Genomic DNA, 23,255 nt, shown 5'->3' on the forward strand with positions numbered 1-23,255 from the left:
CCGAACACCACTTGAAAGACCCCCTGAACACACCAGTTCAGGGGGTCTTTCGCATCTCGGCACATGGTTAGACTGTGGCCATGGCAGTCGGCCGGCCCGGGGAGGGCACAGAAGAAGTGGTGCGTGCTCCACGCGCACGGATGACCGGTGCGCAGCGACGCCTGCAACTGATCGAGGTGGCCCGCGGACTGTTCGCCGAACGGGGATTCGAGGGCACGTCGATCGAAGAGATCGCGCAGCGGGCCGGTGTCTCCAAACCGATCGTCTACGAGCACTTCGGCGGCAAGGAAGGTCTGTACGCCGTCGTCGTCGACCGCGAGATGGCCACCCTCCTGGAGATGGTCACGTCGTCGCTCTCACAGAACCGATCGCTGTACCGGATCCAGCAGGTGGCGCTGGCTCTCCTGACGTACATGGAAGAGCGCACCGATGGTTTCCGGATCCTGGTGCGGGGGGACTCCACGGGCGGCGAGGACGGCGAAGACACGCGGTACGGCAGTCTGCTGAACGACGCCATCAGTCAGGTGGAGCACCTGTTGGCCGGCGATTTCGAGCGGCGGGGCTTCGACCCCTCCCTCGCGCCGCTGTATGCGCAGGCGCTGGTCGGCATGGTCTCGGTGACGGCCCAGTGGTGGCTCGACGTCCGGGAGCCGCCGAAGGAAGTGGTCGCCGCGCATCTGGTCAACCTGTGCTGGAACGGGCTGACCCACCTGGACCAGGATCCCGTCCTGGTGGAGTCCGACTACCTCGAGAGCTCCGCCGGCGCGGAGGACGACGACGAATGATCCGGCCCGCGCGCGAGGGCGACCTCCCGGCGATCACCGAGATCTACGCCCACTACGTCGAGCACACGACCGCCACGTGGATGCTCACCGCTCCCGATGAGGACCAGTGGCGCACCAAGATCGCCGGCCTCACCGAGGCAGGACTGCCGTTTCTCGTCCTCGACGACGAGCTCGGGCTGCAGGGGTTCGCCTACCTCGCCCCGTACCGCGACCGCGGCGGGTGGGTGTTCACCGTCGAGGACACCATCTACCTGCGCGAGGCGGCCACCGGCCGCGGCTACGGGCGGGCGCTGCTGGGCGCACTCCTCGACGCGGCCGACCCGGCCACGGTGCGCGAGGTGGTGGCGATGATCTCCGGGGAGGTCGGCGGCTCGGTGATTCTGCATGAGCGCCTCGGTTTCCGGGAGGTCGGCCGGCTCGCCGGAGTCGGCACCAAGTTCGGCCGCGCCCTCGACTGCATCGTCATGCAGCGGTCGCTGATTCCCTGACCACTACAAACGGTAGTAGTCTGGGATCATGATCACGCGAGCACACGGCCTGCTGGCCGGTACCGTCTCGGTGATCCTCGGCATCGGCGCACACGGTGTCGCCGGAGGCTTCCGGCCCGACGCCGGACAACTGCTGTTGTTGGCAGTGATCGCGCTCGGCGTCGCGGCCGTCCGCACCGGGCAGGTCGATCGGGAACGGCGTCGCCGCGAACACGGACGCCTGGACGGTTCGTGGACGTCCATCGCCGCCGTCCTGATCGGCGGCCAACTGGCCTCGCACACGGTGCTCACCGCAGTCGGGTCGCACGCCGGGCACCAGCACGACAGCAACACCGCCGCCATGGCGGCCTGGCACGTGGCAGCCCTGCCCGTGGCCGTGGCGGCTCTCGGCGCCGTCGACTGGCTGCTGCGCGTCCTCGGCTCCACCGTCAGCACCCTGCGCGCAATCGGACGACCGTTGCCGGCCGCGCCGTCGCACCTGCGGGCGGTGCCCGCTGCCGTCGTACTCCATGATCTGGCCCCGCGTCTGGCTGTAGGGATGCGTGCTCCGCCCGTGGCCGGCTGAGCACCCTTTTCATTCACCTACACACCAGAGGTCTATTCACCATGGCATTTCGCCGACCCTTCCGTACTGCTGCGACGATCGTCGCAGCCATCGCACCCCTACTGATCGTGACCGCCTGCAGCAGCACTGACGACGACACGAAGACCGAGCCCGTCGTCGTCACCGACCAGTGGGTCAAGGCCGCTCCGGAGACCGAGCACATGACCGCCGCCTTCGCGACGATCACCAACCCGAACGACCGGGAGGTCCGGATCGTCTCGGCGTCCAGTGACGTCGCCGGTACCACTGAACTGCACGAGGTGGTCAAGGACGGCGCTTCGAGCACCATGCAGGAGAAGAAGGACGGCTTCGCCCTGCCCGCAGGCGGCACGCTGGAGCTGACGCCCGGCGGCGAGCACATCATGCTGATGGATCTGAAGCAGCCCATCAAGTCCGGCGAGACCGTCACGATCACGCTCCGGATGGCCGACGGCTCCACGCAAGCCGTCAAGGCGCTCGCACGCGACTTCGCCGGAAACCAGGAGGACTACCAGCCGTGACCCCGCGCGGATCCGCCCGGATCTCGCGTCGTGGATTCCTCGCCGGCACCGCAGGCCTCGCCGGCCTCGGTGTCGGTGCAGCCGCGGTCGGTCTCGGCGTCGAACGCTCGTCGTCCGACGCCGAGCCGGCCCGGCAGACCGTGGATTTCTACGGGCGTCATCAAGCGGGCATCACCACTGCTCCGGCGGCACACGCCAACTTCATCGGGCTCGACCTGGTCGATCCCACGGACACCGCCGACCTGGCCGGAGCGTTGACCCTCTGGACCCAGGACGGCGCCCGGCTCACCGCCGGCACGCCGGGCCTGGCCGACCCCGAGCCCGAACTCGCCCCCGCCCCGTCGCGGTTGACGGTCACCGTCGGGCTGGGGCCGCGGGCGTTCTCCGGTCCGGGGCTGGCCGAGCGCCGGCCGTCGTGGCTCGCGCCGCTGCCGCCGTTCGCCATCGACCGGCTGCAGAATCGCTGGGGGCAGACCGACCTGCTCCTCGTGGTGGCCTCCGACGATCCGATCTCGCTGGCGCACGCCACGCGGATCCTGACCGCGGAAGTGCGCACCATCGTGCAGGTCAAATGGATCCAGCGCGGCTTCCGCCGCGCACGGGGCACGCAATCGGCGGGACAGACGCAGCGCAACCTGTTCGGGCAGGTCGACGGCACCGAGCAGCCGGTGACCGCCCTCCACGATTCGCTGATCTGGGACGACGGCGCCGAGCAGCCGTGGATGGCCGGCGGCACGTCGCTGGTGGTCCGCCGGATCGCCATGCACATGGACACCTGGGAAGCGCTCGACCGGGACAACCGCGAACTGGTAGTCGGCCGGAACCTGAGCAACGGGGCGCCGCTCACCGGCACCGACGAGCACGACGAGCCGGACTTCACGATCACCAAGGGCGGAATACCGGTGATCCCGGAGTCCTCGCACATCGCTCGGGCGCGGCGCCGCGAGGAGCACGAGCAGTTCCTGCGCCTGGTCTACAACTACGACGAGGCACCGGAACCGCCGCTGCCCGGGGTGGAGGCGGACACGTCCAACACGGGGCTCGTTTTCGCGACGGCGCAACGGGATCCGGTCCGGCAGTTCGTCCCCGTGCAGCAGCGGCTGGCCGAGCACGACGACCTCAACGAGTGGACCACGCCGATCGGGTCTGCCGTGTATGCGATCCCGCCCGGCGCCACCCCGACGGCGCCGCTGGGTGCGGGTCTGCTGGGCACTGGGCCCGACGCCTAAGATGGGGTGAGTGTCGACCACCCCATCGCTGTCCGGGCTCAACGCCTCCGCCACCCGGGACAGCGCCTTCGATGTCCTGCGAGAACGCGCCGGTGAGCTGCGTCTCGACCTGACCGCCCCGGACGCCGCGCGGCCCTTCGTCGTCGCGGCGCTGGCGGCGGCCGGGCCGGGGCCGATTCTGGTGGTCGCCGCGAACGGGCGCGAGGCCGACGACCTGACCGCCGAGCTCGCCGAGCTGATCGACGACGGGGCGCAGGCGGTGGCGCAGTTCCCGTCGTGGGAGACGTTGCCGCACGAGCGGCTCTCGCCGAGCGCCGACACCGTCGGGCAGCGTCTGGCGGTGCTGCACCGGCTGGCCGATCCCGACTCGGATGCGCTCCGGGTGGTGGTGACCACGGTGCGGTCGCTGATCCAGCCGATGGCGCCGGGCCTGGGCACGCTGCGCACGCTCACCCTGCGTGAGGGCAGCGAGGTCGACTTCGACGATCTGGCGGAGCAACTGGTCGAGATGGCCTACGAGCGCGTCGACATGGTGGGCAGGCGCGGCGAGTTCGCGGTGCGCGGCGGCATCCTGGACGTCTTCCCGACCACCGCGGACTATCCGGTGCGCGTGGAGTTCTGGGGCGACGAGATCACCGACATGCGCGCCTTCTCTGTCGCCGACCAGCGGACGCAGTCCGAGATCGATTCGGCCTTGGTGCAGATCCATCCGTGCCGCGAGCTGATCCTCACCGCGCCGGTGCGCGCGCGGGCCGGGGAACTGGCCGTCGACGCCGACGATCCTGCGCTGGCGGAGATGCTGACCAAACTGAGCGAGGGCATCCCCGTCGAGGGCATGGAGGCGATGATCCCGGCCCTGGTGGAGGGGCAGATGCAGCTGCTCACCGAGGTGCTGCCCGACGGCACCCGGGTGCTGGTGCTCGACCCGGAGAAGGTACGCACCCGCGCGACCGATCTGGAGCGGACCGGCGCGGAGTTCCTGGACGCGTCGTGGAACGCGGCGGCGATGGGCGCCGGAGCACCGGTGCGCGTCGGCAATGTGGACCTGCAGGACAGCTCGTACCGGCCGGTGGCCGAGGTGGAGCGGACCACCGTCGAGGCCGGTCGTGCCTGGTGGACCATGAGCCCACTGTCGTCCGGCAGCGGCGACGAGGTGGAACTGGATCTGCAGGCCGGCCCTGCGCCGCACGGCAACGACGACGAGATCGTGACGCTGCTGGCGAGCCTGCGGGCCCAGCTGGCCGCGGGCGGTCGGGCCGCGGTGGTGGCCGCCGGCAAGGGGACCGCGCAGCGCTTCGTCGAACGGCTCGGCGAGGCCGAGGTGCCCGCGCGCCTGATGGCCGACGGTGACGAACCCCCGGCCGACGCGGTCGCGGTCTACCACGGCACGCTGCGTCACGGTGTGATCTTCCCGTCGATCGCCGGGGAAGGCTCGCTGGTGGTGATCACCGAGGCGGACCTGACCGGTGCCCGCGTGGTCGGGGTGAAGGACGGCCGGAAGCTGCCGGCCAAGCGCCGCAACCAGGTCGACCCGCTGGCGCTGACCGCCGGGGACATGGTGGTGCACGACCAGCACGGCATCGGTCGGTTCGTGGAGATGATCGAACGCACCGTCTCCGGGGCGCGGCGCGAGTACCTGGTGATCGAGTACGCACCCGGCAAACGCGGCCAGCCCGGCGACCGGCTGTACGTCCCGATGGATTCGCTCGATCAGCTCTCGAGGTACGTCGGCGGCGAGCAGCCGTCACTGTCGAAGCTGGGCGGATCGGACTGGTCGAACACCAAACGCAAGGCGCGCAAGGCCGTTCGCGAGATCGCGGGTGAGCTGGTGCAGCTGTACGCCGCACGCCATGCCGCACCCGGCTTCGCCTTCAGCCCGGACAGCCCGTGGCAGCGGGAGATGGAGGACGCCTTCGACTTCACCGAGACCGTCGACCAGATGACGGTGATCGGCGAGGTGAAGGACGACATGGAGAAGCCGGTCCCGATGGACCGCGTGATCGTCGGCGACGTCGGCTACGGCAAGACCGAGATCGCGGTGCGCGCGGCCTTCAAGGCCGTGCAGGACGGCAAGCAGGTCGCTGTGCTGGTCCCCACCACAATCCTTGCCGGACAACATCTTCAGACGTTCAGTGAGCGCATGGCCGGCTTCCCGGTGACGGTGCGCGGACTCTCGCGCTTCACGTCGCCGGCCGAATCCAAGGAGATCATCGCGCAGATGGCCTCCGGCGAGGTCGACATCGTCATCGGCACGCACCGGCTGCTGCAGACCGGAGTGGTCTGGAAGGACCTGGGGCTGGTGATCGTCGACGAGGAGCAGCGCTTCGGCGTCGAGCACAAGGAGCACATCAAGTCGTTGCGCACCCACGTCGACGTGCTGACGATGTCGGCGACGCCGATCCCGCGCACCCTGGAGATGTCGATGGCGGGGATCCGCGAGATGTCGACCATCCTGACGCCGCCGGAGGAGCGGCACCCGGTGCTCACCTACGTGGGCGGGTATTCGGAGAAGCAGGTCGGCGCCGCGATCCGGCGCGAGCTGCTGCGCGACGGCCAGGTGTTCTACGTGCACAACCGCGTGTCCACCATCGACAAGACGGCCCGCGACCTGGCCCGGCTGGTGCCCGAGGCCAAGGTCGCCGTCGCCCACGGCCAAATGCCCGAGGAACTGCTGGAGAAGACCGTCGAGGGGTTCTGGAACCGCGAGTACGACGTGCTGGTGTGCACGACGATCATCGAGACCGGCCTGGACATCTCGAACGCGAACACGCTGATCGTCGATCGCGCCGAGAACATGGGGCTTTCGCAGCTGCACCAGCTGCGCGGCCGCGTCGGACGCAGCCGTGAACGCGGCTACGCGTACCTGCTGTACAGCCCGGAGAAGCCGCTGACCGAGACCGCCTACGACCGGCTGGCCACCATCGCGCAGAACAACGAGCTCGGCGCGGGAATGGCGGTGGCGCTCAAGGACCTCGAGCTGCGCGGTGCGGGCAACGTGCTCGGCGCCGAGCAGTCCGGTCACGTCGCGGGTGTCGGTTTCGACCTGTACGTGCGGCTGGTCGGCGAGGCCGTGGAGGCCTACCGGGCCGCCGCCGACGGTCAGCCGATCTCGCAGGAGGAGACCAAGGAGGTGCGGATCGACCTGCCGATCGACGCGCACATCCCGGTCGAGTACGTCGAAGCCGACCGGTTGCGCCTGGAGGCGTACCGGAAGCTGGCGTCGGCGACGTCGGACGCCGACGTGGACGAGGCGCTGACCGAGCTGAACGACCGCTACGGCGAGCCGCCCGTGGAAACCCGGCGGCTGGCGGAGATCGCGCGACTGCGGCTGCGGTGCCGTGAGCGGGGGATCAGCGAGGTCACCCTGGCGGGCACGTCGATCCGGCTGTCGCCGATGCTGCTGGTGGACAGCGAACAGGTGCGGCTGTCGCGGCTGTACTCGTCGGCCGGCTACCGGGCGACCACGCACACGGTCACCCTGCCCATCCCGCGGACCGGTGGTGTCGGCTCCCCGCGACTGCGCGACGACGAGCTGATCACCTACCTGTCGACCTTCCTGACCCAGGTCCTGCCCAACCCCTTATCTCCCTAGTCGGGCGACCACAGAAGCCGTGTCGATGGGACCACGGATCCGTGCTTGGGCAGATCCACGGCTCCAAGTCACAGAAATGAGCTGTCGAGGTCGTCCACAATGGCCGTATGGCGAAACCGATTGAGGTGCAGGGGGCTCGTGCAGCGGCGATCTTCATCGAGCGCTCGTACCGGGAGGGGACTGACACCCAGTTCCTTCGAGAGTTGGTCCAGAACGGTATCGAGGCTGAAGCGACGACAATCCAGATCGGGATTCACTGGCAGAGTGCTGATCCGTCGTGGGAACTCATCGACCCGCCAAGGGACTATCCGTATGTGATTGCTGGCGGAAAGTACCGGCTTGTCTACTACGACAATGGGGTCGGCATGGGTGACAGGATAGTCGACTATATGGCTGGCCTACTGGACCTTGACTCGAAGGACCAAGCCTCCGGTGACCTGCATGGGAACTTTGCCATGGGGGTCAGAGTCTCCACCCTTCCGTGGAATCATGCCGGAGTCATCGTTGCCTCGTGGGCAGAGGACTACTCAGAGGGTCAACTCGTTTGGCTCCGGTACGTGGAAGACGGGGCACGGGCTGGGTCGTATGAAGCAACCACACTTGGGGTTGCAGACGACGATGGAAACATCGACTGGCGGGACGTAGCCCCCGCAGACTTGTTCGAGGAGTTCATCGGAGACCGGCCCGAATGGCTGGGGCGCCCCGATGCCAACGGCAAGATCCAGACGGGGACCATGCTCCTGATGCTTGGGCAAACCGGATCCGAGAACACCTTTCTGGGCCCGACGGAGGAATGGAAGACGCACACCGGGCCGAACTACCTGTCGCATCGCTACTACAAGTTCCCTAAGGGCCTGAATATTCGTTACGAAGATCCGCGGACCGCGAGAATGGATGCTTGGAGCGAGCGTCGTCGCGATCGCATGGACAGAACCACTCTGGATCATTCGGAACCGAAGGCCGATGATCGCGTGCTCAATGAACCAGTGCGGTCTACACGGGACTTGATGAGGGGAGAGTTCGCACGGCGAGGGGCCTCTCAGATCGCGAAGATCCCGCTTGAGAGCGGCGGACGAATCATTGTCTATTTGCTCCCGGAGTCGTCGAGCACCTCCGGTGGTGGGCAGCGAGCTGCTGCGCAACCAGCGATCGGCGTCAGGTACAAGGATGAGATCTATCACCGTAAGACGTTGGCGCGGGACTATCAGAAGTTCGCAATCTCTCATCCCAAGGTTTACAAGCGGCTCTCAATCATCATCGAGCCGCGTCAGGCAGACGGGGTGAATGATCCTCTCGGCGGGGTGTTTCCCAGTTCAGCTCGGACGTCGCTGCAGTACGTGCATCCCTTCGCTAGTGCGATAGCTGGTCGCGACTTGCCCTGGTCCGAGTGGGAGCAAGAGTTTATTGACGCTATGCCGGACTTCGTCGTTGCAGCGATCGAGGCGGCGACACCCGAAGAGTCCAACGATCTCGATCAAGATGTAATCGACCGAGTTGCTGAACCCTTCATGCAGATGTTCAGCAAGGCCGTGTGGCGTGCGGCGACCGGTGAAACGCCAGGGCGCACGACAGGTGAAGACGCTCGTGCCCCACGTGGCCGTCGCAAAGTGCGGTCCAAATCAGGACAGTCAGCCGGAACCCCACTCCCATCGGGAGTTGAGGGTGGGGATGAGGCCGGTCGGCCGGCACGTGTTCGTGCTGGAATCCCCGATTGTCGGTTCGACGCGGAGGCCTTCAGTGACGAGGAACGGTTGGCCCGTCCACAGGTGGGCGTGAAGTACACGAAGGGCCGCACCGGACAGCTCGGGTCAGTAGTGATCGACCCGCACTTCCCGTTGATTAAGGATGTCGAGGAGTACTGGTTGTCCCGCGCTCCCGCACCCCAGCACGGAGAGGTCCGCAAGGCGGTGCAGATCGTGTACCGCACCGCAATGGCGTGTCGGGTCGGTCAGATTCTCTCGATGGCCAAGAAGTACGAGATGTCCGAGGATGAGATCACGAGGACCTTCATGTCGAACGAGTCTCTGACGGCGTCGTTGTTTGGCCTCGCGGCTGAGCATGAAGGAATCAAGCAACGCGTTGGCCGGAAGGTCAAGGTCAAGAGAGTAGCGTCGTCCGGGAACGGACCTACCGGTCGAGGGCGTCATGCCAAGGTCGACTGAGTCGATAAGGTCCTGCGTAGTAGTCAACTCGGAGGTGAATCGATGCCCGTGATCCTGTTGGATCCAGCGTTGCCGGACATGATCCCGGTGCGCGCGATGTCCTCGATGACCGGGCACGTCTTCGTCACCGAAGACGTGCATCCGACGTTGCTGTGGAACCTGCCGTCGTACCAGTTCGCCAGCGACGTCGGGGAGCTCCCCTTTGGAGCCTTGCTGCTCTCGTCGGACCGCGATCATCCGCTGGTGCGTCGGCAGATCGCGCGCGGCGATCAGGTGTTCTCGGGCGACGCCGTGCCCGGCACGCGACTGCTCGAGGCGGTCGCGCTGATGGACAAGCTGCGGCGCACCGGGCCGTGGGAGGGTCAGCAGACGCACGACTCGCTGCGGCGCTACCTCCTGGAAGAGGTGTACGAGCTGCTCGATGCCTTCGATACGGGGACGTCGGAGGAGCTGTGCTCCGAGCTCGGCGATCTACTGCTGCAGGTCCTGTTCCATGCCCGGATCGCCGAGGACTCGGCCGAGGGCTCGTTCAGCATCGACGACGTCGCGCAGAGCTTCGTGGACAAGGTGTCGTACCGGACGCCCGGCATCCTCGCCGGTGAGCACGCCGACCTCGAGCGCCAGATCCAGGAGTGGGAGGACCGCAAGGCCGCCGAGCGGAACCGGGGGAGCGTGCTCGACGGGATCGTCACCAGCCAGCCGGTGTTGTCGTTGACGCAGAAGCTATTCGAGCGCCTGGCCGGCGCAGGCTTCCCGCGTGACGCCGTGAGCCCGTCGCTGACCCGCGTCGACATCCCGTTCCGCAAGCACGCGCGCGACAGCGTCGAAGACGCCCAGCGCCGCCAGCTCCTTCAGCTGATGGACCAGGTCCGCGCCGCCGAAACCGCCGCCGGCCTGGACGGCGTCGTCCCCCGCGGCGAGAACGACTGGCGTAAGTACCTGGGGATGTCGTACGAGGAGGATACCGTCGAAGGTCAAGCGGAGTCCGTCGATGACGATGCGGTTTCCCTCGATGTTCGAGCGGAGTCCCTCGGTGGTCGAGCGGAGTCGAGACCAGACGAAGACGACGACCACGAACACCTCGACCCCTGGTCCGAGGATGCGAAGTCGAACGACAGCACCGCCGGCCCGGGATCGACCGACGATACGAAGGCAGACTTCGACTTCGAGTTCGACGGCGAGTCGACCGACGTCTTCTCGTTCGACTTCAGTCTTCCCAAGCGCGGCCGTGGGGGACACGAAGCCCCGGAGTCAGCGCACGAGTCGGAGTTTCCCGAGCCGGAGGACTTCCCCGGTCCGGCCCCGAAGCACCGCGTCGTCGACGCCGACCCGATCACCGCGGGCGAGCGCGAGGTGGACCTCACGTACCAGGTCGACGTCCCCCGCATGGTCGTGCGCAGCGAGTGGGACGACGAGGACGATTGATACATGGCAGGTGCCGACTGGACGCGCCCCGAGTTGATTCTTGCGGTTGCGCTGCGGGAGACGACGGGCTGGGCGGGCACAGTTCGTAGGGGCGATCCCCGCGTGGTCGAACTCTCGCAGTTTCTGCGCGCTGCCAACCCTGCCCTGGCCTTCGATCAGAAGTTCCGGAGCCCCGGATCGGTGCGCGCCAAGCTGGAGAACCTAAGGACCTCGCTTCCTACCTACGAGGGTAAGAAGACTAAAGCCGGTCGGCCGACAGAGGAGGTCATAGCCTCGTACCTCGAAGACGCTCCTCGGCTGCTTGCACTTGCGGGCTTCATTCGCGCAAATCCCAGTTTGCTCAGTCTTGCCGAGGACGGACTCAGCGACGGCATCGACGTAATCGTCGATCTTGATGATGTTGAGCAAGAAGGGATCACAACAGCGCTTGAGGGAGCGGTAGGGCGCAGGTGGGCAGCGGTGCGAGAACGGAATCCAAAGCTGAGGCGTGCAAAAATCCGCGAGTCCCTGCGCGTGCGTGGCTCCATCGCATGTGAGATCTGCGGGTTCGATTTCGAGAAGGTCTATGGGACCCTCGGCGCAGGCTACACGCATGTCCACCATCGCGTGCCACTCCACATCACCGGCGAGGTCAAGAACGATCTCTCGGATCTGATCCTGGTCTGTGCGAACTGCCACGCGATGGTGCACCGAAACTGTCCCTGGAAACGACCGGACGAGATTCAGGAGATCATTGCCGCTGCAGCTACAGCTGACTGACGGTCGTTACGATCATGTCGCGAGCGCTTGGGTTCGGGAGAAGGATCCGGCTGATACATCCTCCTGTGGTCGCTGGTCTTTCGTTCGACTCAATAATCCACCGACTGTGATGGAATCGGGAGTCGTGGGGGGCTTGGGGCTTGGAGACCGCCACACGTGTTGTTCGACCTGTGTTTCGTGATCACTCATGCGGCCACCTGTCCCTGTTGGCGCGCCTTCCACTCCCAGGCGTCGTACAGGACTTCGGTGGTGTAGCCGAGGTCGCAGCGGCCGCCGTTGCGGGGAGTGACACCGTCGGCGCTGACCCAGATGTCGGGATACCACTTGGCGTCTGGCGCTGCGTGGAGTGGAGCGGTGATCAGAAGCCGGCCGTGCGTTCCGCGGAACGCGAAGCGCTGGTCGCCGAGAGCTTCGATGGTGAACGCGCCGTGGTGCAGGGCCCGGTGGTGGGAGCCGCAGAGCAGGATCAGATTGTCCGGGTCGGTGGTACCGCCGGCAGACCAGAACTTCACGTGATGGATGTGCAGGTGACGGGACCGTCCGCAGCCCGGCGCCTGGCAGCCGCGGTCACGCATGAGGATCGTTTTGACCAACGCGGAGTTGGGGACGCGACGCTTGCGGCCCCACCGGAGGGTGGGTCCCATCCGCCGGCCGGCGACGCTCATCGAGTCCCCGCGGTCGTGGCCGATCTCGCGCACCGTGGCCTCGCATTCGAGTTCTTCGCGTTCCGCGGAACGCAGGGCGGGACCGTTGTCGAGAGCGACGTCGTCGTCGACCTGATGGACGAGGATGTCGGCGCCGACGACGACTTCGGGGACCTTGAGCCCGGCGATCACAGTGTCGGACATCGCGGTCAGCGCGGGAGCGATGTTGCTGGGGACATTGCGCCACCGGTCGGTGGTCTTGGACTGTTGCGGGTTCTCGCAGTCGTCGGCGGTGGGGAGGTCAGGGTCGTCGAGGGTGCGGGTGCGCTCATACTCGGAGCGGACGACGCCGGCCAGCAGCCGGGCGCCGTCGACGGCGTTAAGACGCAGATTCACAGTCAGGGTGCCGTCGTAGTTCCAGTTCCAGCGGCCCCACGACTCCGGGGGAGGCGGCTCGGTGTCGTCGTCGGGACGTTCGCCGTTACGGCGGGCCATCAGGCTTTCCCACTCGGCGTCGACGTCGCGTATCGCAGCACACAACCTTTCCACTTGCGCGGCGGTGGCGGCCTGGGCGAAGTTGACGAGTTCCGGCTCGCGGTCGGGGGTGGCGATGCGCGCGAGGGCCGGCACCTTGGAGAAGGAGAGCCGGCCCGCTCGGAACTGCTCGGCCAGGAGCGGAAGCTCGCGCATTGCCCGGGCAACGCGGACGTGTTCCTGCGCGGTCCGCAGACTGGTCCCGGTCTGCCAGGCCAGCCAATGCGCGCACGACGCGACGGTGCCGTCGCTTCGCCACGCTTCGCGGAAGTCGAACTCGCCGAGGTAGTCGAGCATGCGTGCGTTCAACGCGGCGATCTGGGAGGCGTAGCCGACGACGCGTTCGGCGAGTTGGTCGTCGTCGAGGTCGGAGGCTGGTGTCTTGTCGAAGATGTCGGTGGTCATCTTGCGGGTTCCTTCTATCGAACTATAGTTCTAATCTGATAGTAGGTGTGACATACGACAACTCTGGGATCGCGACTTCACTCGGCCGCGGCTTATGCTTCCGTCGTGCCTGTTCTGAATATCCGCCAGACGCTCGGACCCGCGGAGTACCCCGCGCTCGTGCAGATCTGGCGGAGCGCTGTCGACGCGACGCACGACTTCCTCGCCGATGGCGACCGCGCGGCGATCGAGGCCAGGCTCTCGTCCGACTACTTCCCTGCCGTTGCTCTATGGGTGGCGGAGCGCGCCAACCGTCCGATCGGGTTCGCGGGGGTGGCCGGACCAGTTGGAGATGCTGTTCGTCGCCGCGGAAGACCGTGGCAGCGGGGCTGGAACTGCGCTCTTGGATCATGCGGTCCGCGAGCTCGGTGCGTGGAAGGTCGATGTCAACGAGCAGAACACGCAGGCCGTGGACTTTTACGCCCGTCGGGGATTCGACATCGTCGGCCGAAGTGACACCGACGAAGCGGGGCGCCCGTATCCGCTGCTTCACCTGAAGCTCAGTTGACGCCCTACCCGGTGTGCGCGTTGTGGGCGGCCCGGCTGATGGTCTCCAGCACGCGGGTGAAGGTGGGGGCGGCGGGATCGACGATGGAGACGTGCGTGGTGTCGGGGAGCAGGATGAACCGGGCGTCGCCGCCGTCTTTCTTGGCCTGTTCGACGTAGTTGCGGGAGACCACCGGCGGCACCACGTGGTCGTCGCCGCCGGCCATTGCGATGGTCGGCATCTGCGGGTCGATGTTCTGGATCGGGTCCACCGATGAGTACCGCTCGGGTACCTCGTCGGGTTCCCCGCCGAGCGCCTTCACGATCCGGTCGTCGCCCATCCGCACCGCTGTGCGCATGTCGAGGGGACCGGCGAGGGAGACCACGCTGGTCGGCCGGTACTTGGGCTTGGCGCCGACTTCGTCGTCGTCGAGCTTGTGCCGGGTCCCGGCCCACATGGCCAGCTGCCCGCCCGCCGAATGCCCGACCACCACTGCGTCGTCCATGTTGATCGCCGGGTTCGCGCGTCCGATCTCCGGCGCGTAGTCGATCGCGGCGGCCACGTCGGCGAACGTCTGCGGATAGCCGCCGCCCGAACCCAGGCGCCGGTACTCGACGTTGTAGACGGCCAATCCGCGCTCGGCCAGCCGCCGGGCGAAGGTGACGAAGGTGTCGGCACCGATCTGCGACTGCCACGAACCGCCGTGGACCAGGATCACCATCGGGACCGAGCCGTCCGGGTGATCGCCCTTGGGCATGAACAGGTCGACCCAGTTCTGGTCGTTGTCGCTGTCCCCGTCGGCCACCGGATAGACGTATCGCTCGGCGTCGATGTTCGACGAGGCGATCACCTGGGCGAAGTCGTCGGGTGCTTCGTTGGCGGACACCGGTGTCGGGACGGCGTTGCCGTCCTCGGTCGAGGAGCAGCCGACGACCAGGGCGAGAACACTCAATCCGGCGATCAGTGCGGTGCTGACGTTGCGCATCTCAGCTACCTCAGCTCGTCGCGCCGTTGACGGTGGACGTCTCGATCAGGCCCGGCTGCAGGCCCCACTTCTCGGCGATCTCCTGCATGTCGCCGTCGTCGATCATCTGCTGAATCACCTTCTGCAGCACCGGACCCAACGACGATCCCTTCGCCACCGCGAGCGCGTACGGCTGGGTGTCGAAGGGGTCGCCGGCGGCGGCGAGCTCACCGTCGGAGTTCTTGACCGCGTACAGGACCACCGGCGAATCGGCGGAGACCGCGTCCACTCCGGACTCGAGGAGAGCCTCGATCGCGAGATCGACGTTGTCGTAGGGGACCACCGTGACGGCCTCCTGCCCGGCGTCGGTGCAGGCCGCGCTCTTGGCGGGCAGTTCGGTGGTGAACTGGACGGTGTCGACCTCGGCGCCTACCTTCAGTCCGCAGGCGTTGTTCGGGTCCACCGGATCGGCGCTCCGGGCGGCCCACTGGGTGCCGGCGCTGTAGTAGGTCACCATGTCGACCTGCTCCTGGCGCTGCTTGGTGTCGAAGAGGCCGCGTGCGGCGACATCGAACTCGCCGCCGACCACCCCGGGCAGCAACGCCGGGAACGGCGACTGCAGGAAGTCCGCGGTCACTCCCAGAGTCTCACCGATCGCATTGACGACGTCGATGTCGAACCCGACCAGATGGTCGCGCGCGTCGCGGAACTCCATCGGCGCGAACGGGGCGTTGGTGCCGACGGACAGCTTTCCGGAGTCGAGGATCTGCTGCGGCAACTCGTCGCGCAGCGCCTCCCGGTCGACACCGGAGTCGTCCGACGAGCAGCCGGTGACGGCAGCGAGCACCAGTGCGGCCGCAGCGGCGAGTGCCGCCCAGCGATGTCGTTGCTGTCTCACTGCCACCTCGTAGGTCTCGGCGATCGTGTGCCCCGACAGTATCGCCGACTCAGGGCTCGATGTGGGGCAAAGAGCCGCGTTCCGCGGAACGCGCGAACTCGTCCAGAATGTCGGTGACCTCGGTGGCACACCACATTCGGTTCCGGTCGAAGCCGGTGAACTCGCGCAGGATGCGGGCGTCGACCAGCGGACTGATCGCTCTGCCGACGTTGGCGGGAGTGATGCCGAGGGCCTCGGCTGCCGCCCTCCCGTCGACGACGGGCTGCCGCAGCAGGACGTCCAGCAGCCGCCACGACGATGCGTCCCGTCTGAGGCTGAGCCGGTCTTCCCACCGCGTGCGCAGCTGATGGAGCGCAGACACCAGTCGGGTGCCGCTGGCGACGGCATCCAGGGAGGCGTGCGAGATCGATTCGATGATCGGTGACACGTCGCCGCCGCGGTAGGAGTTCAGGGCCTCGAAGTACCGCCGGGTGTCGGTCAACAGCCCTGCCGACACCGGGACGGTGACGTTGCGCGTGATGTCCCGGGTACGCAGCATCGCCTGGATCAGCGCGCGACCGGTACGTCCATTGCCGTCGGGGAACGGGTGGATCGTCTCGAACTGGGCGTGCGCGAGCGCAGCCGCGGCCAGGGGAGGAAGATCCTCCCGATGGGCGAATGTGATCAGGTCGTCCATCAAGCCTGGTACTGCGGCCGCCGGCGGAGCTACGTAGTCGGCGTCATGCGGCCCGATGTTGGAACCGCCGATCCAGACTTGGTCGGTACGCCAGTGTCCGGCGATATCCGGCGCATGGCTTTCCATGAGCGCACGATGCATGGCGAGCACCGCCGAAGTGTCGAGTCGGTCAGCGAGCGACAGTGCTGCACGCATGGCGGCGACATTCCCCACGATCTCGGTGGCATTGCGCTTCTCCCGGCTGCCCAACTCGGCGAGCGCAATCTGTCGGGCGCCGGACGAGAGGTTCTCGATCTGTGACGACGACGCGGACTCCGAGCGCAGGAGAATCGCGGCGAACGGCGCGATCTCGTTGCCGAGATGTGCGTCGAATCGGGTGACTGCGTGACTGGCTTCGCTCACAAGGGCGAGCAGTTCGGGACCGATCACAGGGCTCCACTGAGCGATCAACGGAACAAGTGACGACATGATTCACTGTATCTTCACTTATCGATTAAGTGAGGGTAAGAGCCGATCCAGCCTTCGGGTGGTAGACCGGGACCATGGGTTTCAACGACGACATCATCGCCGAGTTCCGTGCGAACGACGGCATCGTCACCACGATGGGCTTCGGGAAGAGCCTGGTGGTGTTGCACACCGTCGGTGCGCGGTCGGGGCGCCCACTGGAGAATCCGCTCATGGGACTGCCGTCCGAGAGCGGCGGTGTCCTGGTGATCGGCTCGGCCGGTGGATCGCCGAAGAACCCGGCTTGGGTCCACAACGTGCGCGCCGAGCCGAACATCACCATCGAACGGCACGTCGACGACGGCATCGTTCGCGAACAGGTGACCGCCCGCGAACTGCACGACGACGAATGGGAAGCCGCCTGGGCGACGTTCACCGCCCGGTCGAGGGGATTCGAGAAGTACACCGAAACCGCTGAGGGACGCCGTTTCCCGATCTTCGAGCTGACGCCGGCTCAGTAGGCGTCAGCAAACCCAGCGCCCGTCCGCGAACCCAGCGCTCGGCTCCAAACCCAGCAGTGGCGAGCGCTGGGTTTGGTGCCGGGAGCTGTGACACGCCCGCGACACGCCGACCCGCTTTCCGGCCTCTCGGCTCAGTAGCCGATCGCCGTGCGCACCGCGGCGACGTCGGACGTCTGCACCCCGATGAGCGTGAGGTCGGCGAGGCGCTCGGGCGTGGTCTGCGAGGTCGCGTCGGCGACCAGGACGGTGCGGTAGTCGCGCTCGGAGGCGTCGAACAGGGTCGCCCGCGGGCAGTTGGGCAGGTTGCAGCCGGCGACGACGACGGTGCTCACGCTCCGCTCGCGCAGCAGCTCGTCGAGCTCGGTGCGGTGGAACGCCGACCAGCGCGGCTTGTAGACGACGAACTCTTCCGGACCGACCCGCTGAGTTCCGCCGGCGCGCAGGGACTCCCAGTCGAGCGCGGGGTCGGCGTCATCGGGCAGCAACTCGCGGGGGATCCCGGCGCCGGGCGTCCCCGGCACCACCATCTGCGCGCCGGACTCGATCGCCTCGCGGCGGATCAGATCGACGTCGCTCTCGCCGGGCGCGTACGACCGCACGATGTGGAAGACCGGCCGACCGGCGGCACGGAACGCGCGTGTCAGTTCGGCCATCGCGGGCAGGGCATCGGCGGTGCCGGGAATCGGCGTCGCGCCGTCGACGAAGTCGTGCTGGACGTCGATCAGCACCAGCGCCGAGGCCGGCCAGTCGGGAGACAGGTAGTCGGGCACCTCAGGACTGTACGACGGCCGCCCGCGCGGCGGCGAACGCCTTCAGGCGCTGGCGCCCCACGTGAAAGCCCTTGCGGCCGAGCAGGTCGTCGCGCACCTGCGGGTGCACGCGGGCGGCGATCGGAGTCCACCACGGCTTGTGACTGCGCGGCAGATCGGCCAGCAGGTGGTCGGAGGCGGCGGTGAACACCGGCGCCAGCCGCAGATAGTCCGGTCGGAACTCGCGCAGGTCGCGATCGGGGTAGCGGGCGGCGGCCACATCGGCCAGCGCGTGGGGGAGGTCGTCGTCGATGTGGGCGCTGACCCCGGCCAGCAGGCCGCGCATGACGGGGCGTTCGGGATGGTCGGGGTCTTCCCGTTCGCACAGCGACCACGCGCGCTGCCAGGCCGGCGTGCACGGGCCGCCGTCCTCGTAGGCCGCCAGGTTGGCGGTGAAGTAGTCGTGGAAGACCGGGATCAGTGCGAGTACCCAGTCCGGATTGCGCAGTGCCTCGGGGCGATCGGCGACGGCGATCATCTCTTGCGTGACGTACTGGTACACCCGGGCGAACCACTGCTTCGGGTCGCCGGCGGCGGCCAGCCGGTCGGCGATGCCGATCTGCGCGTCGAGGGACTCGAAGGCCGCCCCGCGCAGCGTCGCCAGTTCACTCCGAGTCAGTGTGGCCGGCCGGTCGGCAGGCGGCCCGGGATCGTCCGAGTCGGGCTCGCCGGGGGCGAGCGCCGCCAGGGCGTCGAGCGAGGCGCCCACCTGTTTGGCGATGGAACGCGCGATCGGGCGGGAGAGGCCGCCGGCCAGTCTCAGCTCGACGCTCCAGGTGAGCCGGCAGCCCGACGGGGTCGCTTCGATGGTCTGCTCGCCGCGGTGGCTCAGCAGCAGGGGGCCGCCGTCGTGCACGCGATAGACGAATCGGCGCGGAAACTCGGCCAGTTCCACCACTTCGCGCAACCTGCTGCGTCCGCCGGGCAACGTGACCACGCGCAGGGCGCCCATGCCGTCCGGCCGGTCGCCGATGCCGTTGTCGGACAGGGCGATCGGCGCGGCCGACCATCGATTCATCTGCTCCGGGTCGGTGAGCAGCCGCCACGCCGTGGCGGGGGAGCAGGCCAGGTCGCGCCGGTGGTGGAAGGACGCGCTCATGCCACGGTGTCCAAGTGATTGCGGTCGGCGCGACGGTATCGGTTGCCCAGTCCGGGCTGTGCCAGATCCAGGCCCAGCCGGCCGGTCACCAGACGTAGCTCGCGCCGGGCGACCGAGGTGTCCGAGCCGAGCAGACCGAGCGAGCGCAGCACCTCGCGCGAACGCACCACCGGCCGCGCCAGCACTACGAGGTTGTGCAGCCGCGTCGGGCGCAGGCCGATCGCTTCGGCCACGTCCGGCTCCACCCAGCGGGTGGACACGGTGGCGAAGAAGCCGCGCAGGAACGGCCGGGCCAGCGTGTGGACCGCCGAGTTGAGCGGCCCGGGCAGCCCCAGGTCGGTCTGGTAGCCGTCGTTCAGGAGGGCGTTCACCAGCACCTTGGCCTGCTCGTCGGGCTCCATCTGGAATTCGCGCGCGATGCGGTAGGTGAGACAGGCGTCGCGATAGTTGACCGGAAGCAGTTCGTCGTCGACGCCCATGGTGGCGCCGATCCACCGCCACAGGTGGGTGATGGCTTCGAGTTCGGCGGTCGAGTACCGCAGCCCGAGATCCTTCGCGATGCGCAGCGGCAGCGCCAGGAAACCCGCGGTGATCGTCAGTTGGCTGTAGGTCTGGTTTATCGGCACCCCCCACGCGGCGGTGTCCCAGCCCTGCCGCGCGACCAGGTGGTGACGGACCATGGCGTGCACAAGCCGGATCCGCAGCGTCTCCACCCAGCCGGGGGCGCCGACGTCCATCATGTTCGGGGCCGTCGACAGCGCCACCCATCGCGCGGTGGCGATCACCCGATCCCAGGTGCCGGTGGTCAGTCGTCCGGTCTCCACGAGCGGCCGCGTGAAGCCGCGTGCCTGATAGCCGTAGATCAGCGATTGATACAGCGTCGACGACTGCAGGGAGCCGAAGCGCCACCAGGCGTCGGCTCCGGCGCGGGCCAGCGCGGGGTCGTACCAGGGCGGCGGGGTGGCGGCCGCGACGAGGAACTCAAGCAGCGCCGGCGGCAGGTCGTCGAGCTGATCCGGGGTGTCCAGGGCGCCGATGGTCCGATCCCAACTGATCCCGTCGGGGGAGAAGAATTCGGCGACCACCGCATCGGCCAGCCGGTCCCCGCGTTCCAGGCCCGCGGCCATCTGGTCGACGTGGTCGGGATGGTCGGCACGCATCTCCGCCCAGTTGCGTGCGCCGGTGATGCGGGCTGCCTCTGCGGGCGTCGGGTTCATAAAAGACAGTGTGTCTTTTGAGGCGGGTGGTGTCAATCACCCGAGAAGCCCGACCAGATCAGGGTGGTCAGGTGGTCGACCAGTTCGTCGCGGGAGACGGTCTGCGTGTGGGTCCACCAACGCACGGCGCCGGAGACGGCGCCGATCAGGCCCTGCGCCCAGGTGGCGGCGGGGGCGGGGTCCAGGCCGCGGGCCCGGAATCCCATGTAGAGGATCGCGGCGACCGCCTCGGCGCCGTAGGAATGGTGCAGGTGATCGCCCGCGACCCGCTGATCCAGGAGCCGGGCGAGTTCGGGATTGTCCTGAAACCACCCGGCGAGGACGTCGACGGCCGCGCGCGTCTGCTCGCGCGGGGAGGCGTCGAGGGCGGCGGCCTCCTGCAGGCGCTGCACGATCCGCTCGGAATGGCGGCGGGCCAGCGCGGACAGCAGGTCGTCGCGGTCGGCGAAGGCCGCGTACACCGCCGACCGGGTGAGCCCGGCGGCCACCGCGACCTGCGCCAGCGACACCTGAGTGCCGGACTCGGCGATCGCCTGCTCGGCCGCGTCGAGCAGTGCTTCGCGTCGTTGCGCCGGATCCACCGCGGGCCCGGGCGGTCGGCCCCGGCCGCGGCGGGGAGGCGTGTTGCTCACCGATCCCAGGTTACCGGTGAGACCTGCCACGGGAACTCTTCGCCGACTTGCCCCGTTACCCCCACGATGTGGCACGCTTCCGGCGGACCCGACCCCAAGAGAGGACGACAGCGGCATGACTGCTCTGCGACGACGCCTGATGGCGCCGCTGCTTCTCGGCAGCATCGCGCTGGCCACCACGGCCTGTATCTCGCTGCCGTGGGACAAACCCGACATTCCCGAGGGCATTCCGCCCGGCCCCGGCGTCCAGCAGCCCTACATCGACATCCAGCAGCCCGGCCGTACCGCGGACGGGATGCACGACTGGGCGGTGCCGATCTCCGAGGCCACCGGCATCCCGGTCACCTCCCTGGAGGCCTACGGCAACGCCGCCGAGATTCAGCGCCAGCAGCATCCCGAATGCGGGATCGCCTGGACCACGCTCGCCGGGATCGCCGGGGTGGAGAGCAAACACGGACAGCACCGCGGCGCCGACGTGGACGCCGACGGCAACGTGTCGCCGGAGATCCGCGGCATGGCCCTCGACGGCACCAACGGCAACTGGGAGATCAAGGACACCGACAAGGGCAAGCTCGACGGCGACACCACTTACGACCGCGCCATGGGCCCCTTCCAGTTCATCCCGGAGACCTGGCAGCGCTACGGCGTGGACGCCAACGGCGACGGCGTCGCCGACCCGGACAACATCGATGACGCGGCACTGTCGGCGGCCCGCTACCTGTGCGTCTCGTCCGGCGGCGACATGACGACGCCGGAGGGCTGGGAGAAGGCGATTCTCACCTACAACAACTCGATGTCGTACGTGATCCGGGTGCGCAACCACGCCAATGCGTACTCCATCAACGTTCGGTACTGACCTCCACTAGGCTGGGACGGGTACTCGTCGGCGCGCTCACCGGGCGCCGGCAACAACCTGGCGAATGGGGCTGGCAGTGGCAATTATCGAGCAGGTAGGCGCGCGGGAGATCCTGGACTCGCGCGGCAATCCGACCGTCGAGGTCGAGGTGTTGCTGGACGACGGCACGTTCGCGCGGGCGGCCGTTCCGTCGGGCGCCTCCACCGGCGAGCACGAGGCCGTCGAGCTCCGCGACGGCGGCGAGCGCTACGGCGGCAAGGGTGTCACTAAGGCCGTGCAGGCCGTGCTCGATGATCTGGCCCCCGAAGTGGTCGGCTACGACGCCGACGATCAGCGCGTGGTCGATCAGATCCTGATCGAGACCGACGGCACCTCGGACAAGTCCCGCACCGGCGCCAACGCCACCCTCGGTGTGTCGCTGGCCGTGGCGCGCGCGGCCGCCGAGTCGGCCGGCCTGCCCATCTACCGTTACGTCGGCGGCGCCAACGCGCACCTGCTGCCGGTGCCGATGATGAACATCATCAACGGCGGCGAGCACGCCGACAACGGCATCGACTTCCAGGAGTTCATGATCGCGCCGATCGGCGCGCCGAGCTTCTCCGAGGCGCTGCGCTGGGGCGCCGAGGTGTACCACTCGCTCAAGTCGGTGCTGCACAAGCAGGGCATGAGCACCGCGCTCGGCGACGAGGGCGGCTTCGCCCCGGACCTGCCGAACACCGAGGCCGCCATCGCCGCGATCGCCGACGCCGTCGGCAAGGCCGGTTTCACCTTCGGCAGCGACATCGCGATCGCGCTGGACTCGGCGTCGACCGAGTTCTTCTCCGACGGCAAGTACCGCCTGGAGGGCAAGGACCTGGACGCCGCCGCGATGATCGACTTCTACACCAAGCTGATCGGCGAGTTCCCGATCGTGTCCATCGAAGACGGCCTGGCCGAGGACGACTGGGCCGGCTGGGCCGCGCTCACCGAGGCCATCGGCGACAAGGTGCAGCTGGTCGGCGACGACTTGTTCGTCACCAACCCCGAGCGCCTCGCCGAGGGCATCGAGAAGGGCATCGCCAACGCGCTGCTGGTGAAGGTGAACCAGATCGGCACCCTGACCGAGACGCTGGACGCGGTCACCATGGCCCACAACGCCGCGTACGCGACGATGATGAGCCACCGTTCCGGCGAGACCGAGGACACCACCATCGCCGACCTCGCCGTCGCCTGCGGCTCCGGTCAGATCAAGACCGGCGCGCCGGCGCGTTCGGAGCGGGTGGCCAAGTACAACCAGCTCCTGCGCATCGAAGAGGGTCTCGGTGACGCGGCTCGCTACGCGGGGGCCGAGGCGTTCCCGCGGTTTCGCGCGTAGGCGTGTTTAGCTAGATACATGGTGACGAGCGAGTCCGGGCGAGGCAGCCGGGCACGAGGCTCCGGGCGTGCGCGCACGCCCCGGCAGGCCCGGCCCGCGGTCCGCCGACCCCGGACCCGCTCGACCGTCACC

The 23,255-nt window shown here is 67.9% G+C and carries 21 protein-coding genes; 13 read left to right on the forward strand and 8 right to left on the reverse strand.

Going from position 1 to position 23,255, the window contains the following annotated elements; all coding sequences use genetic code 11:
* Nucleotides 1-80 precede the first annotated feature (80 nt).
* The 9 genes from ABD732_RS13540 (at nucleotide 81) to ABD732_RS13580 (ending at nucleotide 11,544) form a co-directional block, all read left to right on the forward strand.
* Nucleotides 81-785 (forward strand): TetR/AcrR family transcriptional regulator, encoded by a 705-nt coding sequence (locus ABD732_RS13540; protein ID WP_344784598.1) that lies wholly within the window; start codon nucleotides 81-83, stop codon nucleotides 783-785.
* Nucleotides 782-1,273 (forward strand): GNAT family N-acetyltransferase, encoded by a 492-nt coding sequence (locus ABD732_RS13545; RefSeq protein ID WP_344784600.1) that lies wholly within the window; start codon nucleotides 782-784, stop codon nucleotides 1,271-1,273. The genes ABD732_RS13540 and ABD732_RS13545 overlap by 4 nt, the downstream gene beginning before the upstream one ends.
* Before the next feature lie 28 nt (nucleotides 1,274-1,301).
* Nucleotides 1,302-1,838: a hypothetical protein gene (locus ABD732_RS13550; RefSeq protein ID WP_344784602.1), complete on the forward strand. Its 537-nt coding sequence runs from the start codon at nucleotides 1,302-1,304 to the stop codon at nucleotides 1,836-1,838.
* Nucleotides 1,839-1,879: 41 nt separating this feature from the next.
* The gene (locus ABD732_RS13555; RefSeq protein ID WP_344784604.1) at nucleotides 1,880-2,377 is read left to right on the forward strand and encodes a copper chaperone PCu(A)C; all 498 of its coding nucleotides are present in this window, start codon (nucleotides 1,880-1,882) and stop codon (nucleotides 2,375-2,377) included.
* Nucleotides 2,374-3,606, forward strand: coding sequence for a Dyp-type peroxidase (locus tag ABD732_RS13560; RefSeq protein WP_344784606.1), 1,233 nt, complete (start codon nucleotides 2,374-2,376; stop codon nucleotides 3,604-3,606). The genes ABD732_RS13555 and ABD732_RS13560 overlap by 4 nt, the downstream gene beginning before the upstream one ends.
* 10 nt (nucleotides 3,607-3,616) lie before the next feature.
* Nucleotides 3,617-7,198: a transcription-repair coupling factor gene (gene mfd, locus ABD732_RS13565; protein WP_344784608.1), complete on the forward strand. Its 3,582-nt coding sequence runs from the start codon at nucleotides 3,617-3,619 to the stop codon at nucleotides 7,196-7,198.
* A 107-nt stretch (nucleotides 7,199-7,305) separates the two neighbouring features.
* Nucleotides 7,306-9,360: a hypothetical protein gene (locus ABD732_RS13570; RefSeq protein WP_344784610.1), complete on the forward strand. Its 2,055-nt coding sequence runs from the start codon at nucleotides 7,306-7,308 to the stop codon at nucleotides 9,358-9,360.
* Between the two features lie 42 nt (nucleotides 9,361-9,402).
* The gene (locus ABD732_RS13575) at nucleotides 9,403-10,785 is read left to right on the forward strand and encodes a nucleoside triphosphate pyrophosphohydrolase (RefSeq protein ID WP_344784612.1); all 1,383 of its coding nucleotides are present in this window, start codon (nucleotides 9,403-9,405) and stop codon (nucleotides 10,783-10,785) included.
* A gap of 3 nt (nucleotides 10,786-10,788) precedes the next feature.
* Nucleotides 10,789-11,544: an HNH endonuclease gene (locus ABD732_RS13580; protein WP_344784614.1), complete on the forward strand. Its 756-nt coding sequence runs from the start codon at nucleotides 10,789-10,791 to the stop codon at nucleotides 11,542-11,544.
* A 185-nt stretch (nucleotides 11,545-11,729) separates the two neighbouring features.
* Here ABD732_RS13580 and ABD732_RS13585 read toward each other — a convergent pair whose 3' ends face one another.
* Nucleotides 11,730-13,127, reverse strand: coding sequence for an HNH endonuclease signature motif containing protein (locus ABD732_RS13585; RefSeq protein ID WP_344784616.1), 1,398 nt, complete (start codon nucleotides 13,125-13,127; stop codon nucleotides 11,730-11,732).
* 331 nt (nucleotides 13,128-13,458) lie between these two features.
* Here ABD732_RS13585 and ABD732_RS13590 point away from each other — a divergent pair, with 331 nt between their 5' ends.
* Nucleotides 13,459-13,674, forward strand: a complete 216-nt coding sequence (locus ABD732_RS13590) for a GNAT family N-acetyltransferase (protein ID WP_344784618.1) — start codon at nucleotides 13,459-13,461, stop codon at nucleotides 13,672-13,674.
* 4 nt (nucleotides 13,675-13,678) lie between these two features.
* On the opposite strand, the gene ABD732_RS13595 is transcribed toward ABD732_RS13590, so the two are convergent.
* The 3 genes from ABD732_RS13595 to ABD732_RS13605 are packed head-to-tail and all read right to left on the reverse strand — an operon-like array spanning nucleotide 13,679 to nucleotide 16,620.
* A complete protein-coding gene (locus tag ABD732_RS13595) occupies nucleotides 13,679-14,638 on the reverse strand; it encodes an alpha/beta hydrolase family protein (protein WP_344784620.1) in 960 nt (319 codons plus the stop codon).
* A gap of 10 nt (nucleotides 14,639-14,648) precedes the next feature.
* Nucleotides 14,649-15,515 carry an ABC transporter substrate-binding protein gene (locus tag ABD732_RS13600; protein WP_344784622.1) on the reverse strand — a complete coding sequence of 289 codons (867 nt, stop codon included), beginning with the start codon at nucleotides 15,513-15,515 and terminating at the stop codon, nucleotides 14,649-14,651.
* 49 nt (nucleotides 15,516-15,564) lie between these two features.
* Nucleotides 15,565-16,620: a Fic family protein gene (locus ABD732_RS13605; RefSeq protein ID WP_344784623.1), complete on the reverse strand. Its 1,056-nt coding sequence runs from the start codon at nucleotides 16,618-16,620 to the stop codon at nucleotides 15,565-15,567.
* Between the two features lie 113 nt (nucleotides 16,621-16,733).
* Between ABD732_RS13605 and ABD732_RS13610 the strand changes: the two genes are divergently transcribed.
* Entirely contained in the window at nucleotides 16,734-17,156 is a 423-nt protein-coding gene (locus ABD732_RS13610) for a nitroreductase/quinone reductase family protein (RefSeq protein ID WP_344784625.1), read from the forward strand.
* A gap of 131 nt (nucleotides 17,157-17,287) precedes the next feature.
* Here the strand turns inward: ABD732_RS13610 and ABD732_RS13615 are convergent, their stop codons facing one another.
* Genes ABD732_RS13615 through ABD732_RS13630 form a run of 4 tightly spaced genes read right to left on the reverse strand, consistent with a single transcriptional unit; the run spans nucleotide 17,288 to nucleotide 20,913 of the window.
* The gene (locus ABD732_RS13615; RefSeq protein WP_344784627.1) at nucleotides 17,288-17,926 is read right to left on the reverse strand and encodes a cysteine hydrolase family protein; all 639 of its coding nucleotides are present in this window, start codon (nucleotides 17,924-17,926) and stop codon (nucleotides 17,288-17,290) included.
* A 1-nt stretch (nucleotide 17,927) separates the two neighbouring features.
* The gene (locus ABD732_RS13620) at nucleotides 17,928-19,064 is read right to left on the reverse strand and encodes an SRPBCC family protein (protein ID WP_344784629.1); all 1,137 of its coding nucleotides are present in this window, start codon (nucleotides 19,062-19,064) and stop codon (nucleotides 17,928-17,930) included.
* Nucleotides 19,061-20,281, reverse strand: coding sequence for an oxygenase MpaB family protein (locus ABD732_RS13625; protein WP_344784631.1), 1,221 nt, complete (start codon nucleotides 20,279-20,281; stop codon nucleotides 19,061-19,063). The genes ABD732_RS13620 and ABD732_RS13625 overlap by 4 nt, the downstream gene beginning before the upstream one ends.
* A 32-nt stretch (nucleotides 20,282-20,313) precedes the next feature.
* Nucleotides 20,314-20,913 (reverse strand): TetR family transcriptional regulator, encoded by a 600-nt coding sequence (locus tag ABD732_RS13630; protein ID WP_344784633.1) that lies wholly within the window; start codon nucleotides 20,911-20,913, stop codon nucleotides 20,314-20,316.
* Between the two features lie 115 nt (nucleotides 20,914-21,028).
* Here ABD732_RS13630 and ABD732_RS13635 point away from each other — a divergent pair, with 115 nt between their 5' ends.
* Both ABD732_RS13635 and eno read left to right on the forward strand, forming a co-directional pair.
* Nucleotides 21,029-21,769, forward strand: coding sequence for a lytic transglycosylase domain-containing protein (locus tag ABD732_RS13635; protein ID WP_344784635.1), 741 nt, complete (start codon nucleotides 21,029-21,031; stop codon nucleotides 21,767-21,769).
* Nucleotides 21,770-21,845: 76 nt separating this feature from the next.
* Nucleotides 21,846-23,123 carry a phosphopyruvate hydratase gene (gene eno, locus ABD732_RS13640; protein ID WP_344784637.1) on the forward strand — a complete coding sequence of 426 codons (1,278 nt, stop codon included), beginning with the start codon at nucleotides 21,846-21,848 and terminating at the stop codon, nucleotides 23,121-23,123.
* Nucleotides 23,124-23,255 lie beyond the last annotated feature (132 nt).

The sequence above is a fragment of the Gordonia caeni genome (assembly GCF_039537105.1).
GTDB classification, from domain to species: domain Bacteria; phylum Actinomycetota; class Actinomycetes; order Mycobacteriales; family Mycobacteriaceae; genus Gordonia; species Gordonia caeni.

Excerpts from the sequence above, each read along its gene's own strand:
- ABD732_RS13540 (WP_344784598.1), top strand. The coding sequence starts at position 81 with ATGGCAGTCGGCCGGCCCGGGGAGGGCACAGAAGAAGTGGTGCGTGCT.
- ABD732_RS13545 (WP_344784600.1), top strand. The coding sequence starts at position 782 with ATGATCCGGCCCGCGCGCGAGGGCGACCTCCCGGCGATCACCGAGATC.
- ABD732_RS13550 (WP_344784602.1), top strand. The coding sequence starts at position 1,302 with ATGATCACGCGAGCACACGGCCTGCTGGCCGGTACCGTCTCGGTGATC.
- ABD732_RS13555 (WP_344784604.1), top strand. The coding sequence starts at position 1,880 with ATGGCATTTCGCCGACCCTTCCGTACTGCTGCGACGATCGTCGCAGCC.
- ABD732_RS13570 (WP_344784610.1), top strand. The coding sequence starts at position 7,306 with ATGGCGAAACCGATTGAGGTGCAGGGGGCTCGTGCAGCGGCGATCTTC.
- ABD732_RS13575 (WP_344784612.1), top strand. The coding sequence starts at position 9,403 with ATGCCCGTGATCCTGTTGGATCCAGCGTTGCCGGACATGATCCCGGTG.
- ABD732_RS13580 (WP_344784614.1), top strand. The coding sequence starts at position 10,789 with ATGGCAGGTGCCGACTGGACGCGCCCCGAGTTGATTCTTGCGGTTGCG.
- ABD732_RS13585 (WP_344784616.1), bottom strand. The coding sequence starts at position 13,127 with ATGACCACCGACATCTTCGACAAGACACCAGCCTCCGACCTCGACGAC.
- ABD732_RS13590 (WP_344784618.1), top strand. The coding sequence starts at position 13,459 with ATGCTGTTCGTCGCCGCGGAAGACCGTGGCAGCGGGGCTGGAACTGCG.
- ABD732_RS13595 (WP_344784620.1), bottom strand. The coding sequence starts at position 14,638 with ATGCGCAACGTCAGCACCGCACTGATCGCCGGATTGAGTGTTCTCGCC.
- ABD732_RS13610 (WP_344784625.1), top strand. The coding sequence starts at position 16,734 with ATGGGTTTCAACGACGACATCATCGCCGAGTTCCGTGCGAACGACGGC.
- ABD732_RS13620 (WP_344784629.1), bottom strand. The coding sequence starts at position 19,064 with ATGAGCGCGTCCTTCCACCACCGGCGCGACCTGGCCTGCTCCCCCGCC.
- ABD732_RS13625 (WP_344784631.1), bottom strand. The coding sequence starts at position 20,281 with ATGAACCCGACGCCCGCAGAGGCAGCCCGCATCACCGGCGCACGCAAC.
- ABD732_RS13635 (WP_344784635.1), top strand. The coding sequence starts at position 21,029 with ATGACTGCTCTGCGACGACGCCTGATGGCGCCGCTGCTTCTCGGCAGC.